A 17,658-nucleotide genomic window follows, 5' to 3' on the forward strand; every position below is an offset into this window, starting at 1 on the left:
TCAATCTTTATAAATGTTCTTCAGATATTTTTGCAATTGTGCCCGACCTCTGTTAATTCTTGATTTCACAGTTCCTTCTTCAATTCCAAGTATCTCAGCAATTTCTTCGTAAGTTAATCCCTGAATGTCTCTAAGGATAACAGCTTCACGATAAACCTCTTTAAGCTTTAACAATGCTTCCTGAATTTTCTGTGCTTTGAATTTACTATCAGTTTCAACATCCGGTCTAAGCTTGTTATCAGGAATCTCATAATTTTCACCTTCTTCTCCGTAATTATTTATAGAGAAAAAGCTATTTCGTTTTCTTCTTCGATATTCAGATCGTGCAAGATTGCCCGCTATCGTGTAAATCCATGTTGAAAACTTTGCAACCGAAGTATATGAATCTTTATATCTGTAAACTTTCACAAATGTATCCTGAACCACATCAACACAAGCTTCGTAATCACCTAAAAATCTGAATACAAAGTTTATCAAAGGATTCTTAAATCTTTCAACAAGAATTTCAAAAGCTCTTTGGTCATTGCTTTTCTGAAACTCAAGAATCAGTTCTTCATCTGTCAAAAGATTTAATTCCTGTTTATCCAACTGTGCTTATACTTTAATTATTTGAAAAAGTTTCATTTACTGAATGAAATTTAATGAAAGAGGTGTTAAGGTTAAAAAGGAATAAGGGAATATGGTATAAAGGAATAAGGTGAAAGGGAATAAGGTATATGGGTTAATTATTAATCTTATTTGATAGGATTTCGAAGAAATTTTATCAGTTCAAATTAAATCAGCGAATTCAGCTTCAATAAGATTTTTTAAGTCTTCGGGATTTATATGAATTTGCATCCCTCTTACGCCGGCACTGATATAAATTCTTTCGAACAATTGAGCTGTTTCATCAATAAATGTCGGGAATAATTTTTTCATTCCAATCGGAGAACATCCACCGCGCACATATCCTGTTAAGGGGAAAAGCTCTTTAACTTTTATTAACTCCACATTTTTATTGCCGCTTGCTTTAGCTGCCTTTTTTAGATTCAGTTCGAAGTTAACAGGAATACAGAAAACACAATAACTTTCTTTATCACCTTTTGCAACGAGGGTTTTAAAAACTTCCTCGTGGTCTGCTCCGATTTTTTCTGCGACAGTTTCTCCACTCAAATCATTTTCATCGACTTGATATTCTTTTACATCAAAAGAGATGTTGTGTGTTTCAAGAATTCTTATTGCGTTGGTCTTGTTCATACTCTTTCAGAAATTTTTTTACTTCTTCTGCTGAAAGTTCAAGTTCAGAAGCTTTTATCAGAAATTTTGTGTAGTCATTTTGAGGATTTGAGAATATCTCTGTAACATTTCCCATTTCAACAATCTTTCCTTCTTTCATTATCAAAATCCTATCAGAAATATTCCTTATTGTATTTATATCGTGTGAAATACAAACAATAGTTTTCCCGAAATTTTTATTTATATCTTTTATTAATAAAACTAAATTTTCTACCGAATCTTTATCCTGCGCAGAAAATGGTTCATCAAGAATAATCATCTGTGGATTGACTGCAAGAATTCTGGCGAGCGCGACTCTCTGTTGTTGTCCACCGCTGAGAGAATATCCTTTTTGTTTTTTGATTGAATAATCAAGTGAAAAAGTGTCAAGTAGCTTATCCACAGAATCGAATAAAGCATTGCTTCCACTTTTCTCAATTGCTTCTTTCAGAATTGATTCAACTGTGCGGTAAGGGTTTATCAGCTCGCCGTTGTTCTGAAAAAGGATTTGAACTGCAGAAATTTTATTCGAATGAAAATTGTTACTAAAAAAATATTTTACTTCGCCCTTTGTTGGTAGAATTATTCCGGCCAAAATTTTAGCAAGAGTAGTTTTGCCACTCCCGGATTCGCCGGCAATTGAAAATATTTCTTTATCAAGAATGCCAAATGAAAGATTCTCCAGTATTACTTTTTTTTCTTCTTTAAGAAAATTTTTTTCAACAACTGCATAAAACAAATTTTCACATTTAATTAATAAGTTATTCATTTATTTCCATCGATAATATTTGATTCAAATTCAGTTAAGGAGTTATCCTTAATTTCAGCTATCATATCACTAACTTTTTGGGCAAACAATAAGTCCTGAGTAACAATCAGAGCAGTACTATTGTGTTTGGAAACATAATCGTGCAGGAAATGAATTAATAAATTAATTATTGCCGTATCAGCTGCTGAAGTTGGTTCATCAAGTATTAGTAATTTTGGTTTTGCAATTGCTGCCAGCACGACAGAAATTCTTTGCGCCATTCCTCCGCTCAATTCGTATGGATATAATTTACCAAGCAGTTTTTCTTCAGGAAGATTAAAATATTCTAACAAATCATTAAGCTCGTTTTTATTATTGAGCATCGTATCAAAATAATATCCTATTCTTTTTAATGGATCAAAAGAATTGACACAATCCTGAAAAACATATCTGATTTGATTTTTTCTGATTGAAATTAATTCTTCATCGCTTGCTGTCAATAAATCTATATTGTCCCAGAAAATCTTTCCCTCAACTCTGAAAACTTTTTTATCATTAAGTATAGTTAATGATTTAATTAAAGTAGATTTTCCGCTTCCGTTTTTGCCAAGTATTGTATAGATATGATTTGGTAGGAGTGTAAAAGCAATATTGCTTAATAGTGTCTTTTCAATTTCATCTCTGATTATGGAAATCTTTTTGATTTCTGCCTTAAGCATTAGGTACAATCCTTTGTAAAAGAGTTCTTTTTAATTGTAATTCAAAATTATAAATTATCACACGAATTATTACTAATTACTGCTCAATCAAAAATATGAGATTGAAATTTTATTTCCCTCTTTTGTTGTTGCTTTTGATTTCTGCCTCTTGCGAAAAGGAAGAAATTAATAAATCATCACGAGTTGTTATTGCAATTCAATCTGAACCAGAAACACTTAATCCGATTTATGCATTCGGTATAAATGAAGGAGTAATTACTGATCATCTTTTTCTGTATTTGCTTGATTTAAAGTGGAACGAAAAAAAAGGAGATGTAGAAGCTTTTCCAATGCTTGCAGAAAGCTGGCAGTGGAATTCAGATTCAACTTCTATTGATATTTATCTGAGAAAAGATGCTAAATGGTCCGACGGAAAAACAATTTCTGTTTATGATGTTATTTATTCTTTTGATATTTATTCTGATAGGGAAGTTCAAAGCAGATTTTATGGAATGTTCAAAAACTTTTATCATAATGAAAAAGGAGAAGTTAATCTCGGAAAAACTTTTGCTGTAAAAGACTCTTTTCATCTGATAATTAATTTCCTGCCAGATAAAGTAATCTCTTTATTTGATTTGGCTTTCCCTATCATTCCAAAACACATTTATGAAAAACTAAACAGAAGTGAAATTCAAACAGCAGAAATAAATTTTAATCCGGTTACAAGTGGACCTTATAAACTTAAGAAGTGGGAAAGAAATCAGTTCATAATACTTGAATCTGATAAAAATTCTTTTCTTTATGATGATAGTATGATTGATGAAGTGATTTTCAAAATTATTCCGGATTACAATTCAATATTAACTCAACTAAAAAAAGGTGAAGTTGATTTTGCTGAAGACATTCGTCCTTCGGATGCAAAACAATTGAGTGCTCAGAAAAATTTAAAATTAGCTTCTGTAAAAGGAAGACAATATGATTATGTGGGTTGGAATAATATTGATGGAAAATATTTTTCTGAAACAAAGAAAATAAAACCGCACAAATTTTTTGGTGACAAAAAAGTTAGACAGGCATTATCCTATGCAATTAACAGAAAAGAAATTCTTGATCAATATCTCTTGGGTTTTGGTTCTTTGTGTAATTCTCCAATCTCGGAAATATTTATAAACGAATACGATAATTCATTAGAAGGATTTGAATATAATCCTGACAGAGCAAAAGAACTTTTAAAAGAAGCTGGTTGGATAGACAAAGATAAAAACGGAATTCTTGAAAAAGATAAAATGGAATTTTCATTTACACTTAACATTCCTTCAGGAAATCCATTGCGTGAATATGCTGCAACAGTAATCAAAAACAATCTGAAACAGGTTGGTATTGATGTTAAAGTTGAGAAGGTGGAGTTTGGAGTTTTGATGGATGCATTGCTTAACAGAAAAATTGATGCATGGATTCTTGCCTGGTTTGTTCCGCTTCCAATTGATCTCAAATCGTATTGGTACTCTGACCTCAATCAAACGCAAATGAATTTTGTCGGTTACCAAAGTAATGAAGCTGATAAAATTATTCTTGAGTTGGAGAAAAAACATTCACACAATGATTATGTAGATTTGATGAAGCGGTTTCAGAAAATAATTTCAGAAGATCAGCCGGTAACATTTCTATATTGGTTTGATAATGTGGTTTGCTACAATAACCGGATTAAAGATATTACTATTAATCCCTTCGGATCTATTCAACGAATCTGGGAATGGAGATTAGAGAATTAATATGACAAAAGAAAAGTTATATTTAATTCTTAAAAGATTACTTTCATCATTCTTGATATTGTTTCTTGTAATCACTCTGGTATTTATTCTAATCAGAATTTCGCCGGGCGATCCATCACTAAAGTACATCTCACCAAAGCTCAGTCCTGAACTTGCACAGGAAGTCAGAAAATCTTTCAATATTGATGAACCAATTTTTTTTCAGTACATAAATTTTCTGAAAAATATTTTTACCGGCAATTTCGGAATTTCGTACGAATACAGAATGCCTGTTCTGAAAGTTATTTCTGAGTTTCTACCGGTTACTTTAATGCTTGCTTTGTTCAGCATATTAATTCAGCTGTCGCTTGGATATTATACTGCTTTACTTTCAATAAAAAGAAAAGGTGGTTTCATTGATAAACTTTTCAAGAAATCATCAATCATTTTGTATGTTACTCCTGGCTTTGTGCTTGGATTGATTTTGGTTTTCTTATTCGCTGTGCAACTTGATATCCTTCCATCAAATGGATTTAAATCTATCTACTTTGATGATCTATCATTTATTGGAAAGATAAAAGATATTGCTTCTCATCTCATTTTGCCTTTATTAACTTTATCATTACCTGGAGCAGCTTTGTTTTTTAATTACTTCAGAGATGGAATTGAAGATGTTATGAATAAAGATTTTATCCTTTATCTGAAATCAAGTGGTTTTAGTGATAAAATAATTTTAAGAAAACATGTTCTTCCAAATTCGCTCAAACCAATATTATCAGTTGCAGGAATTGAACTTGGATTTTTATTAAGTGGAACTCTGGTTACAGAAGTGATTTTCAGTCTGCCGGGTATGGGAAGATTAATGATTGCTTCAATTCTGAGCAGAGATTTTCCAATGGTTATTGCCTGTGCTTATATATCAGCTTTATTTATAATTTTATCAAACTTCATCTTCGATTTAATCAAGGTTAAAATTGACAGAAGAATCTGGAAGGAAATTTTAAGTTGAAGAAGTTTAATAAAATAAAATTATGGCACTTTGTTCTGTTCGTTTGGATAATACTTCTGATATTCAGAGTTGATTTACTTATTCAAACAGTAGAGCTTTTCTGGTTAACTGTTATTTTAATTTTTAAAAACTTTGAATTCCTTTCTTCACACATCAGTTTTCAACTAATTGATTCTCTATTTGCTCTTGCAGTTATGTTTATTATTCCTTCTCTTCTTTTATCATCAAAATTCAGAAACAAATTTCTAGGGGCAGAAATTAATTTCAGCAGATGTTTTATCATTTTATTGGTTTATAGTTTTTTTGTCCCAACTTTAATTACAAGGGAACATCCGGATTATCAAAAAAATATTTCTGAAATAAAATTACTTTCACCACTGAGTAACATTTATCAAATTGAGTTAAGTACAAAAGATTCACCAACATCTGATTCTATTGAAGAAAAATTTTTACTAGTTAAAGAAAAAGTTTTGTTGAAAGAATTTGACGAGAATAAAATTTTTGTCAGAAGCTATTCATTAAAACAGAATTCGTATCGTTTCAATTCAGGTGGTGGAAGTACTGATTTATCTGTTGATAAAGTTAAATCTATTAAGTCAGAATTGGTACTTCTTGGAACGGATGAATTTGGCAGAGATATTTTTTCAAGATTAATTTTCGGTGAACGGATTTCTATCTTTATCGGAATGATGGCTGTAATCATATCATTATTACTCGGATTGGTTTTGGGATATATTGCTTCAACAGGCAATGCAATCATCAACACAGTTTTGAATCGTCTGACTGATTTGTTCTTGTCATTTCCTTCAATATTTTTAGTTATACTTGTGCTGGCATTGTTTGGAAATAATTTATTATCTGTAATAGTCGTATTAGGATTTTCGGGTTGGATGAGTTTATATAAAATTGTCAGTTCAGAAGTTGCATCGGTAAAGCAGAAAGATTTTTTTATCACAGCACAAAAAATTGGTTTGAGTAATTCAGAGTTGCTAGCGAAGGAAATAATTCCTGTAATAATAATTCCTGTTACTGTTAATCTGGTTTTTCAATTCAGCAATGTAATTCTTGCTGAGTCTTCATTAAGTTTTTTAGGTTTAGGAGCAGGCAGTGAATATCCCTCGTGGGGAGCGATGATTGAAAAAGGACAGGAATATATTTCAGAAGCGTGGTGGATGATTTTTATTCCGGGAATTGTTCTTGTTTTAACTTTGCTTTCATTTCATAATATTGCAAAAGAAGTTAATAAATTCTTTAACCCGAAGATCAGTTAGTGATAAACAATCGTTACATAATTAAGAAAAAACTTGGAGAAGGACGCAGTAAGGTTTTCTCTGCGATTGATTCTGAATTCCCGGACAAAGAAATAGCTATAAAATTTTTACCTGTTAGTGCTAAGCCAGATGAAAAAGATTTTTTCCGCGAAGAGTTTTTCAGAATAAAGAAATTTGATCACCCCAACATTATAAAAGCATTCGAATTCGGTACAGTTGTAACTAAAGATGCTGAAGATTTAGAGATTGAGTATGGCTCCGACTTCATTACTCTCGAATATTTTCCATCCAAAGAATTATTAGCTTATACAGAACTGATTGATGAAAGAAAATTAAAACAAATTCTTAAACAGCTTTGTGCAGTTCTTTACTATCTGCACCAATCAAACTACATTTATTATGATTTAAAGCCCGAAAACATTTTAGTAAGCGTAAATGGAAACAATCCGCAGATAAAACTAATTGATTTCGGACTTGCTGAATATCAGTTAACCGAGCTGAATATCGAAGTAAGAGGAACAGCACATTACATCGCTCCTGAATTACTGAAACGGGAACATCACGATCATACTGTTGATTTATATTCGCTTGGAATTTTGCTTTACAGAATTGTTTACGGAAGATTTCCATTTTCAGCAGATAGTGAAGTTGAAATATACAAAGCACAAATTGAACAACAATTTATTTTTCCACCTTCGAGATATTCAAGAGAGCTCATTTCGGTAATTAAAAAACTTTTAAATAAAGATGCTTCTCTCAGATATCAGAATAGTCTTCAGGTATTGGAAGAACTGGGAATTGAAATTAACATTGAGATAACAAAAGATTTTCTGCCGGCGAAAATTTTTACCAATAGAAAAGATGCAGTGAATATTATTCGCTCGTATCTCGCTGATATAAAGAATAATGAAATTTATTGTGTTAAAGGTGCAGAAGGTTCGGGAAAGACTGCATTGTTCATCGAGATATATGAAAATTTTGAAAACACAATATTAATTGAAAACTTCAGCGCTAAGTCAGGTATTGATGCAGTAAAGTATATCTTCAAAAAAATATTTTATTCAAAAACTATTTATGATAACTACACAAGAGAACTTCTGCAGGATTTGCCTTCTTTGTTCGACAGTAACAAAGAAGAGTTTGTTCAGAAGATTAAAGTTTTTGCCGATTCAGCATTAAAAAATTCAAACCCAATTATTCTAATAGATGACTTCAATCTTTATGATGATTTTGTAAAAGATGTTTTGAAAGAAGTTCTCCCAGTATTTCAGATAAACAATGTTAAAATATTATTATCTGAAAATGCAAACTTAGATTCCTCAATAAATCTCTTTGCTAATATCAGGGAATTTCAAATTTCTCATTTTACTGATAGTCAGCTTGCTGATTTTATTGAAATCAGTTACTGGCAGAATTTCCCCAAAAGAGAATTAAAAAAGATAATCGGACTTTACTCTGATTTATTACCAGGTAATATTAAACAGTTTATAAAAGATCTGATTGTTCTTGGAATTTTAAAGTATTCCGGCAAAGAGATTACATTCAGTGTTTCTGAAGAGCTTGAGATTGCATTAAGAAGTTCAAATGAAGAAATTTATCGTATAAGGTTAAGCAATCTTACCGCAGAAGAATTGAAACTTGCACAACTGATTTCTGCATTTGAAATCGGAATAGATCAGATGGCTCTTGCCGGATTGCTTGGTATTAATTCGGATAAATTAAAAGAACTTATCAACGGACTTGAAAAGAAAAATATTATTGACTCACTGAACCTGAGTAATACACCTCGCATTAATTCCGTAAGCTTTAAAAGTTATATTTATTCTACAATCAGTTCTAAAACAAAATATCATTTAGTTATTGCTAATACGATAAAGAAACTTTTCCCGAATTTTAATACTATTGAATTAGCCAGACAGTATGAACTTGCAGGTGAGTATGAAAAAAGTGCCGAAGTACTTAAAAAAGAAATTGAAACTGCAGAAAAAATCTCAGCATTCGCATACAAAAAATCATTGCTTGAAAAAGTTCTTAGCTTTGACCTAAACGAAGATACGAAGCAGGAATTTTTAATTGAGCTTGTAAGAACAAATTATAAGTTAAGTGATTACAAATCTGTGATTGAAAATTTTGAAAAAATTAAAATTGAAAAGTTAAATGTTGAGCTTAAAAATGAATTGAAATTTGTTGCTGCCGTTGGTTATAAAAATACTCAAAAATTTGAAATAGCAAAAAACTTATTTAATGAACTGTATAAAAATGATGATATCAAATTAAAGAACAGAATTCTTTTTGAGTTTGCTGATTTGGAGTTTGATTTTGGGAATTTTGATAAGGTAATTTCGTACATTGATGAAATAAGAAAAAGTTTTGATCTCTTAGATTCAGAAGATAAAGGTCGATTACTTAATATACAGGGGCTTGTTGAGTACAATTGGAATAAAAATATAGAAAATGCTATTAAACTTATTAATGAAGCAATCGCTGAATTTGAGAAGACCTTATCCTTTGGAAAATTAGCTGGTATTTATTTAAATCTTGCCTATATCAATCACTCATTGGGCGATAAAGACGAAGCCCAAAAATGTATCTCTAGAGCATTAGAAATAAATATTAAATTGGGTAATTATGAACAACAAGCAGCCATTCAAATGAATCAGGGAGTTATGTTTTTAGATGATCTTAAGTTCGAAGAGGCAATCCAATTATTAAAAAATGCTAAAGCATTGTTCAGAGTTCAGAATAACAAATATCTCGAAGGTCTATGTTATGCAAATTTAGGGGAAGCATATCTGAATTCATGCGATTTTCAAAATGCTTATGAATCATTGATTGAGGCACAGGAAAAATTTAGTTTGGTTGGAAATGTTGATGAAGAATTAAGAGTTCTTTTCTTACTGGGGAAATTTTGGTTTACTATTGGTGACGAATCCGAATTGGAAAAAATCATTAATCAATTTGAATACTATTCTTACACAAGGTCTTTTTTAACAGACGAACATGCAAATACTTATGAATTCTTGAAATTGATGTCAATGATTTTAAAGGACGAACGGATTCCTGTTGACCAGGTAATTAATCTGCTTGATAAGGTAGATGAAAATAATCAGAGTTTATTTGGAGACTTATTCTTTGTAATTCTTGAAAGATTTTGTTATAACAACAGAACAAATGATTCGCTGTACATTATTAAACATTCAGGATTCAGTAAGTTAGACAATGGAAGTAATTACTTTACAGCTTATATTGACTTTATTAACGGGCTAATAGTTCGTTACGACAAGATTGAAGGTATGAAATCTCCTTTGGAATATTTCGAATCTGCATACTCTAAATTGGAAAATGAAAGCATAAGTGAATTAACCTGGAAAGTTCTTGTTGCTATAACGGAAATGTATCTTGAAAGAGGTAACTATCACCGCGCAAAGAAACCCAGACTTTATGCATTGGAGCTTATAAATTTAATAGCAGATTCTATTTCAAATCCGAGAATAAGAGTTAAATTTCTGGAAAAAAAAGAAAGAAAAAATGCTCTGGAAATCCTCAAAAAACTAAGTGATAAAGTAAAAGAAAATGAACTCCAACAAAATTAAAATAAAAATATTTTCTGATAGCGATGATATGGTAATGCTGAATTCAGCATTGAAGCAGATAGAACTGGACAGTATTCCAATTGTTTATACGAATGTAAAATATTTTGTTCCGGAAGAGAATGCTATAATAATTATCCAACCTGAATCACTCGATTCAAAAATGTTGTTTGAGATAGGTCCGCAGGTTAAAGAACATCCTAATAAATTCCTTGCTGTAGTTAGTAACAATAATGCGCTTCTGGTCAGTACAATTGTAAAGTTTGGGATCAATGATGTATTTGTATTTCCTTATGAAATAATGAAATTTGTTAATCGTTTGAAGGAGCTCATTCTAAATAAAATTTATCTGACTAATAAAGATAGCGATCCATCTTTGTCTCAAAGTCAATATGATTTTCAGTTTATTATTGGAGAATCACCTTCATTTACTAAAGTAGTTTCATTAGCCAAACGGGTCTCTGAAAACAGCCAGTCAAATGTTTTATTATTAGGTGAGACGGGAACAGGAAAAGGAATTTTTGCAAGAGCAATTCATCATAACAGCAAATTCAAATACGAACCTTTTGTCGATATTGTTTGCACCGCAATACCTGAAACTCTGCTTGAGTCAGAGTTATTTGGTTATGAAGCAGGAGCGTTCACTGGTGCAAGAATAAGAAAATATGGTTTATTTGAAATAGCTGGAAACGGCACTTTATTCCTGGATGAAATAGGTGACATAAGTTTGAATCTTCAGGCAAAATTGTTAAGAGCAATCGAAAAAAAAGTTATCAAAAGAATTGGTGGTGTAGTTGATATCCCTATAAATGCCCGCATAATTTCAGCTACTAATAAAAATCTTGTTAAAATGGTTGAAGAAGGTACATTTAGAAGGGATCTTTATCATCGACTTAATGTTGTGACCATAGAAATTCCTCCTTTAAGAGAAAGAAGGGAAGATATAATTCCTCTTGCTGATTACTTTATTAATGAATTTAATAGAGAGTTTGGAAAATCAATAAAGAAAGTTCAACCTCATCTTAAACATTTTTTGTTGGGTTATACCTGGCCAGGCAATGTGAGGGAGTTGAGAAATGCTATCGAGAGAGCTGTGCTTTTAACTGATCAGGATGAATTGAAGATGACAGATTTTTCCAATATTATAAAATCAGCACCTATTCATGCAGAAGTTTCAAACACTGCAGAAGAAATTCCACCTCAGGTAATTCGTCTCGATTTAAATTATGCCACTACAGACTTAAAAAGGTTATCAAAGTATTATGCTATTCAGGTATTGGAAAAAGTTGGAGGAAATAAGTCTCAGGCAGCCAGATTCCTTGGAGTTTCAAGGCCAAAGCTTGATGCACTTTTATCAAAGAAAAAGCGATAATTTTTCGCTTTCAAGCTGTAAAAAATATTTACAATTCGGCAATAAATAACCTTCAATTTCGGTAAAAATTTACATCTTCTCTGCAAATTCCTAAAAATTTTCAATTTTATAAATCATACTTGATGGCACTCACATTGCTCTTAAACTCTTGCTAAAAAAGGGGTTTTTATACCCTTTTAATCGTGTGTCAAAAGAAAATAATTAATAATTCATCCATTCACATCATATGGTGGGAGCTATGCTACGATTCACTGCAGTTGCAGTAATTGTTTTATTTGCTGTATCAACCTTTGCTCAGGTTGAAAAAGCTGTTCGTTACAGAGTTGATCAGAATGTACAGATCACTCAACAGCAAAATTCGACTAACAGCAATGTTGAAAAAGCAGATAAGATGGTTCTGCAGAACAAATCCAACTCACAGTTAGAGGAACTCGGCGGAAGATTCGGCTGGACAAAATCTAACTCACAGTTAGAGGAGCTCGGCGGAAGATTCGGCTGGACAAAATCTAACTCACAGTTAGAGGAACTCGGCGGAAGATTCGGCTGGACAAAATCTAACTCACAGTTAGAGGAACTCGGCGGAAGATTCGGCTGGACAAAATCTAACTCACAGTTAGAGGAGCTCGGCGGAAGATTCGGCTGGACAAAATCTAACTCACAGTTAGAGGAGCTCGGCGGAAGATTCGGCTGGACAAAATCTAACTCACAGTTAGAGGAGCTCGGCGGAAGATTCGGCTGGACAAAATCTAACTCACAGTTAGAGGAACTCGGCGGACGTTGGGGTTGGGTAAAATAAACTTTCAGCTTTCTCGAGAGAGCCTTCATTAGAAATTAATGAAGGCTTTTTTTGTATATATTCGCTTTTGATTTTTACAAAATATTTTATTGCTGATGAAATTTTTCTTTACTGCATTTCTGATTTTTACCTGTTCTGTTTCTTTCCCGCAACAGACATCAAGCAGGTTAACATTAATAACGGACACAAAAATTTATCCTGTTGAAACTTATAACTCCAATGGAATTATCTATGTGGATGCAATTCAGTTCTTTAAGGGATTGGAATTTTTCATACAAAGAGATGTTAATACTCTAATCGCAGATTATGATAGTGTAACTATTGAAATCCATGCAGATAATCCATTCACCAAACTGAAAAATAAAAAAACTAACCAGGAGGAAATTTATCAATTAGCAGTAATTCCAAAGTTTGAGGGTGACAGACTTTTCATACCTCTGAAAGAATTTACATTTGTAATTAATCTTTACACGAAAAGGAATCTTCAGTTCATTAGTTCAACCAGAATTAGAGTTACAGATAAATCAGAAGAGTTTGTTCTCAGAGAACCAGAATTACCTATAAAATTATTATCGCTAAGCATTAAAGAAAGTGACGAAAAATCTGAGATCAGAATTCTAACAGACAGAAAAATTGAAAATCTGTACAATTATTATAAAGGGAAAGATCTTTTTATCTATTTATGGAATGTACGGGCAAAAACGGATTCATTAATTGAAAATGGTGATTGGTCAATTCTGAACAATTTGGTAATACAAAATGAGAAAGATTTTGTTCAGATTAAGGTATCATTGAAAATAGATGAGACCGTTACCGAAATGTTGAAAGGTAAATCTGATAACGAAATTATTATCAGAATAGCCGAAAGAGATTTCGGAAGCTGGTACACAATTGAAAGCGACCACTTTAAACTAATTTACAGAGATGCACACTCTCATCTAGCTGACTATTTGTTGAAATCTGCTGAAAATTCTTTTAAAGCTTTGAGCAGATTTTATGATTTTCATCCGAACGAGAAAATCATTATTAACACTTACGATGTTAATGATTATGGTTTTGCTGCTACCACTTCAGTTCCACAAAATTATATCAGACTTGAAATTGAACCTTTAGAACCTGGCTATGAAGTTGTTCCGTATAACGAAAGATATCATTGGTTGCTAAGTCACGAATTAGTTCATGTTTTTGTAAATGATATGGATTCCGATTTTGAAGATGCACTTCGAAAAGTTTTTGGTAAAGTTAACCCGGATAAAACTCAGCCACTTACTACTTTTTACTCACTGATTACAAATCATAATAGGTACACACCAAGATGGCATCAGGAAGCAATCGCTGTTTTTTTTGAAACCTGGTTAAGCGGAGGATTTGGAAGAACTCTTGGCAATTTTGATGAAATGTATTTTCGCTCAAGAGTAGCTGATGGAATAGAATTCCCGACAGAAAATGAAATTGAGGAAATTGAATCTCACGAAACTGTTTTGCTCGAACATCTTTTTTATATGTATGGTGCCAGGTTTATCTCACATCTCGCAATTAAATATGGCGCCGAAAAAGTTATTGAGTGGTTCAATACAAAAAAATCAGAGTTTTATCCTTCTTACAAAGGAAAATTTTATGATGTATTTGGTAAATCATTTTATGAGGAGTGGAAAGAATTCTCTGATAGAGAAGCTGAATTTCAAAAATCAAATATCCAAATTCTGAGCAGTATAAAAACAACCGACATTCGTTATATCAATAAAGAATCTCTCGGTTGGGTTGGACAACCATACTTTGACAAAAAGAAAAACTCGATTCACTTTGTTTATCACAAATCCGGTAAGTTAGCTTCGATGGGAACATTGAATCTTTACGATGGAACTATAAATGACTTTAGAACTCTACCTTCGCCTAGTATGATTCAAGTTGCTTCGTCTGCTTTCGATGAAGAGTATAATAATTTCTTCTACACGACAAATAATAATCAGTTATATAGAGATGTTCATCTGTTTAACCTCACACAGAAAAAACATAGGGAATTATTTCCAGATTCAAGAGTGGGGCATTTAACAGTTGCGCAGAGTACTCACGAATTATTCGGAGTAAGACATTCGAGTGGAAAAGTTAGTCTCGTAAAAAGTAAATATCCTTATACAATTTTAGAAGTTCTTACCGTTTTCCCTTTAGGTGATGAACTTCAGCAGCTTGCAGCAAATCCGTCTGGTGATTTACTCGCAGCAGTTTTGCACAAAGTTTCTGGTGAGCAATCCATAATTCTGATTGACTTGAAAAAACTTAACAGAGAAGAAGGACTTCAATATCTTAATATTACTTCAGAAGGTACACCTGAAAATGTTTCCTGGTCTGAAGACGGAAAAACATTATACTGGAATGCTTACACAAATGGGGTTTCGAATATTTATAAAATGAATATTGAGGATGGAAAAATTATTCCTGTCACGCATACCATAAAAGGTCTTTTCAGACCGATTGAGATAAGCAAAGATTCTCTGTTTGCTTTTGAATATTCGATAGAAGGATTTATTCCTGTTATCGTTCCGAATCAGAGAGTAGAAAAATTACCTGCAATTAATTATATGGGACAAAACATATTAAAAAAATCTCCCGAAGTTGCTGACTGGATGATTAAATATGACGATGGAAACATTGAGCAATACAAAATCAGCGATGAAAATAGTTACTTCAGTTTGAAGAACTTAAATCTTCAAACATTCATTCCTGTAATCACCGGATTTCAGGATAGGAAAGTTCTTGGGATTTTTGCTCACATAACTGACCCACTTCTCATTCAGGAATTTGTTATTGAAACGGGAGTTTCTCCATTTCAAGAAAAAAATCAGAAGCTGAGATATCATCTTAGAACCAAATATAACTTTAAGCAAAGATTTTCTCTGGCCTTTGACCACAATGCACCGGATTTTTATGATTTATTCAATAAAAGAAAAAAATCGTTGTTAGGAAACCGCTCTGCAATTGGCTATACAGATTACATCGTTTTTGATAATCCACTTAAGATAAAATATAATTCAGAGCTTTCTGTTTATACTGGGGTAAAATTTATTAACGATAACTTGCTTGAAATTAAAATTCCGGATTTTGCAGTATTTAAAACTGAACTTGATGTAAGAGATCTGAGAAAAACTATTGGTAGTGTAGATTGGGAGTACGGTAATCAATTGAGATTTAATATTATTGCGTATGCTTCGACTCCGGATGATCCAAAGTACGCAGTTGGAACTTACGCCGAATGGGATAATTACAATTTATTTTTGTTCAAACATAACGCTTTGCATCTAAAACTCTCAGCTGGCTATCACACAACTGATCCTGATCTTTTACAAGGATATTTTTATTTCGGTGGATTTGGTAACCGGGAAATTGAAAATGAACCGGTTAAACAATTTGAAAAAGTATTTCGATTTCCCGGAGTTCCTATTTATAGTATCGCAACTGATAAATTTCTTAAGTTAATGATTTCTAATAATCTTCCACCTATTAGAATTCCGAATATCGAATTATTTTCTCAATCACTTAAAAATATCAACATTTCAATTTACACGCAGGGATTACTTGTCAATTCTGAAATGAGTAAAAAGTTGGTTGATGTTGGAGCGCAGATTAATTTTATGTTTAACCACTGGTCTAATCTTGAATCGACATTCTCCGCAGGCATTGCTAAAGCTTGGTGGGATAATGGAAATAACTGGGAGTGGTTTCTTTCCTACAAATTACTTAAAGATTAGAAATTTTTTGAGTATTTTTTACCTGAGAGATTTGACAATTGCAATTTTTTTGCTTCATTTGGACGGTATTATTTTTGCCAACTTTCAATGTTTATTCTATATAATTTAACAGATGAAATTTTCAGAATTTAAAAAAAATATAGACGCGGGACTTAAAACTTCGCTGATTGAAGAGGAAAGCACTGAGCGAACAAAAAATCTTGAAATAATATTAAATATTATTAATAGCATAAACCGTTCTTTGGTTCTGGAAGATGTTTTAGAACTCGTTCTTAAAAATGCTATCCGCCTCACAAATTCAGAGCGAGGTTTTATAGTTCTCAAATCTCCGACTGGTAAACTCGAATTCAAACTTGGTCTGGACTCCAATAATAAAGAATTACCGGAAGAACTTTTCCAGGTTAGTTCCTCAGTCGTAGAAGATGTTTTTTACAACGGGCAATCCAGATTTATTGAAGGTGCCCAAAGTGATGCAATGTTTGTCCCTTCGAAAAGTATTGTACGACTTGACCTTCAGACAATTCTCTGCTCACCATTGATTACAGACGGACAAAAAATTGGTGTCATCTATGTTGATAGCAAACGACTTCATAAGATTAAAGAAAAAGATATAACAAACACTTTTGAAATTCTTGCAGGACAAGCTGCGAGTGCTATAAGAAATGCACAATTATACAATGCTCAGTTAAATGCAAACAAAGCACTACAGGAAGCAAATGAACAATTAGTAAAAGCTGAGAGAAAAGCACTTAAATCAAGTATTGATTCTGAAATTGGTCAGTCATTGCAATCGCTTGTTCACCTCGCTTTACTTGAAGGAGAAAGTTTGTACCGAATGATAGATGATATTCAAAAGCTGTTTGAAAAACGTCCGGAGTTTAAAGACTCAATAATCTTTGACAGACTTAAATTAAAAGCTAAAATTTCAACAGATAGTATCAGAAGCATTCAGAAATATGCACAGGTATTGCTCGAAACATCATTAATGAACCTTGTGAAAGATACAAATGATTTGAACAAGACAGTTCAGTCTGTGATTAAGTATCTTGTGCCGATGAAAAAATTTCAACTTGCTACTTTTAATACAGAACTCACGAATATTCCTCCTTGTAGTTTTGATTCTGAACAGATACAGCATGTTCTTGTTCATCTTATTACTAATTCAGTTAATGCAAAAAAGGATGCAACGATCACAATCAAGTCATTTACTTCTGATGATTATAATCACATTATAATTCAGGATGATGGGCCAGGAATGCCTTCAGAAATAAAAGACGATATTGTGAATAATTACACTCCGAGAAATAATAGTTACGGTTTATTTTTGTGTAAGAGTATTATCGAAAAACATAATGGTGAGATGAAATTTTTAGATGTTGAAAAAGGAACAGCAATTCAGATATCATTGCCTCTGAAATAATTT

12 protein-coding genes are annotated in these 17,658 nt (G+C 32.2%); 8 read left to right on the plus strand and 4 right to left on the minus strand.

Annotated elements, in window-relative coordinates:
- The 4 genes from Q0X14_RS12350 to Q0X14_RS12365 all read right to left on the minus strand — a co-directional run bounded on the left by Q0X14_RS12350 (position 1) and on the right by Q0X14_RS12365 (position 2,721).
- On the minus strand, positions 1 to 564 hold the full coding sequence (locus Q0X14_RS12350; RefSeq protein WP_297839049.1) for a sigma-70 family RNA polymerase sigma factor: 564 nt from the start codon (positions 562 to 564) through the stop codon (positions 1 to 3).
- A gap of 204 nt (positions 565 to 768) precedes the next feature.
- Positions 769 to 1,236 carry a Cys-tRNA(Pro) deacylase gene (gene ybaK, locus Q0X14_RS12355; protein WP_297839052.1) on the minus strand — a complete coding sequence of 156 codons (468 nt, stop codon included), beginning with the start codon at positions 1,234 to 1,236 and terminating at the stop codon, positions 769 to 771.
- Complete coding sequence (locus Q0X14_RS12360; RefSeq protein ID WP_297839054.1) at positions 1,205 to 2,023, minus strand: ATP-binding cassette domain-containing protein; 819 nt, start codon at positions 2,021 to 2,023, stop codon at positions 1,205 to 1,207. Before Q0X14_RS12360 ends, ybaK begins: the two co-directional genes overlap by 32 nt.
- On the minus strand, positions 2,020 to 2,721 hold the full coding sequence (locus Q0X14_RS12365; RefSeq protein WP_297839057.1) for an ATP-binding cassette domain-containing protein: 702 nt from the start codon (positions 2,719 to 2,721) through the stop codon (positions 2,020 to 2,022). Before Q0X14_RS12365 ends, Q0X14_RS12360 begins: the two co-directional genes overlap by 4 nt.
- Positions 2,722 to 2,822: 101 nt before the next feature.
- Here Q0X14_RS12365 and Q0X14_RS12370 point away from each other — a divergent pair, with 101 nt between their 5' ends.
- The 8 genes from Q0X14_RS12370 (at position 2,823) to Q0X14_RS12405 (ending at position 17,655) form a co-directional block, all read left to right on the plus strand.
- The gene (locus Q0X14_RS12370) at positions 2,823 to 4,472 is read left to right on the plus strand and encodes an ABC transporter substrate-binding protein (protein WP_297839060.1); all 1,650 of its coding nucleotides are present in this window, start codon (positions 2,823 to 2,825) and stop codon (positions 4,470 to 4,472) included.
- 1 nt (position 4,473) lies between these two features.
- Entirely contained in the window at positions 4,474 to 5,460 is a 987-nt protein-coding gene (locus Q0X14_RS12375) for an ABC transporter permease (RefSeq protein ID WP_297839063.1), read from the plus strand.
- Positions 5,457 to 6,731: an ABC transporter permease gene (locus Q0X14_RS12380; RefSeq protein ID WP_297839065.1), complete on the plus strand. Its 1,275-nt coding sequence runs from the start codon at positions 5,457 to 5,459 to the stop codon at positions 6,729 to 6,731. The genes Q0X14_RS12375 and Q0X14_RS12380 overlap by 4 nt, the downstream gene beginning before the upstream one ends.
- A complete protein-coding gene (locus Q0X14_RS12385; protein ID WP_297839068.1) occupies positions 6,731 to 10,324 on the plus strand; it encodes a serine/threonine-protein kinase in 3,594 nt (1,197 codons plus the stop codon). Before Q0X14_RS12380 ends, Q0X14_RS12385 begins: the two co-directional genes overlap by 1 nt.
- The gene (locus tag Q0X14_RS12390; protein ID WP_297839071.1) at positions 10,305 to 11,693 is read left to right on the plus strand and encodes a sigma-54 dependent transcriptional regulator; all 1,389 of its coding nucleotides are present in this window, start codon (positions 10,305 to 10,307) and stop codon (positions 11,691 to 11,693) included. Before Q0X14_RS12385 ends, Q0X14_RS12390 begins: the two co-directional genes overlap by 20 nt.
- Before the next feature lie 238 nt (positions 11,694 to 11,931).
- Positions 11,932 to 12,489, plus strand: coding sequence for a hypothetical protein (locus Q0X14_RS12395; protein ID WP_297839074.1), 558 nt, complete (start codon positions 11,932 to 11,934; stop codon positions 12,487 to 12,489).
- Positions 12,490 to 12,584: 95 nt separating this feature from the next.
- Positions 12,585 to 16,235: a hypothetical protein gene (locus tag Q0X14_RS12400; RefSeq protein ID WP_297839076.1), complete on the plus strand. Its 3,651-nt coding sequence runs from the start codon at positions 12,585 to 12,587 to the stop codon at positions 16,233 to 16,235.
- A 112-nt stretch (positions 16,236 to 16,347) separates the two neighbouring features.
- Positions 16,348 to 17,655 carry an ATP-binding protein gene (locus Q0X14_RS12405; RefSeq protein ID WP_297839079.1) on the plus strand — a complete coding sequence of 436 codons (1,308 nt, stop codon included), beginning with the start codon at positions 16,348 to 16,350 and terminating at the stop codon, positions 17,653 to 17,655.
- Positions 17,656 to 17,658: the final 3 nt, after the last annotated feature.

The sequence above is a fragment of the Ignavibacterium sp. genome (genome assembly GCF_025998815.1).
Classification (GTDB): Bacteria; Bacteroidota; Ignavibacteria; order Ignavibacteriales; family Ignavibacteriaceae; genus Ignavibacterium.

What these genes read in the sequence shown, in the direction of transcription:
- ybaK (WP_297839052.1), bottom strand. Translation starts at nt 1,236, where the DNA reads ATGAACAAGACCAACGCAATAAGAATTCTTGAAACACACAACATCTCT.
- Q0X14_RS12360 (WP_297839054.1), bottom strand. Translation starts at nt 2,023, where the DNA reads ATGAATAACTTATTAATTAAATGTGAAAATTTGTTTTATGCAGTTGTT.
- Q0X14_RS12365 (WP_297839057.1), bottom strand. Translation starts at nt 2,721, where the DNA reads ATGCTTAAGGCAGAAATCAAAAAGATTTCCATAATCAGAGATGAAATT.
- Q0X14_RS12375 (WP_297839063.1), top strand. Translation starts at nt 4,474, where the DNA reads ATGACAAAAGAAAAGTTATATTTAATTCTTAAAAGATTACTTTCATCA.
- Q0X14_RS12390 (WP_297839071.1), top strand. Translation starts at nt 10,305, where the DNA reads ATGAACTCCAACAAAATTAAAATAAAAATATTTTCTGATAGCGATGAT.
- Q0X14_RS12395 (WP_297839074.1), top strand. Translation starts at nt 11,932, where the DNA reads ATGCTACGATTCACTGCAGTTGCAGTAATTGTTTTATTTGCTGTATCA.
- Q0X14_RS12400 (WP_297839076.1), top strand. Translation starts at nt 12,585, where the DNA reads ATGAAATTTTTCTTTACTGCATTTCTGATTTTTACCTGTTCTGTTTCT.
- Q0X14_RS12405 (WP_297839079.1), top strand. Translation starts at nt 16,348, where the DNA reads ATGAAATTTTCAGAATTTAAAAAAAATATAGACGCGGGACTTAAAACT.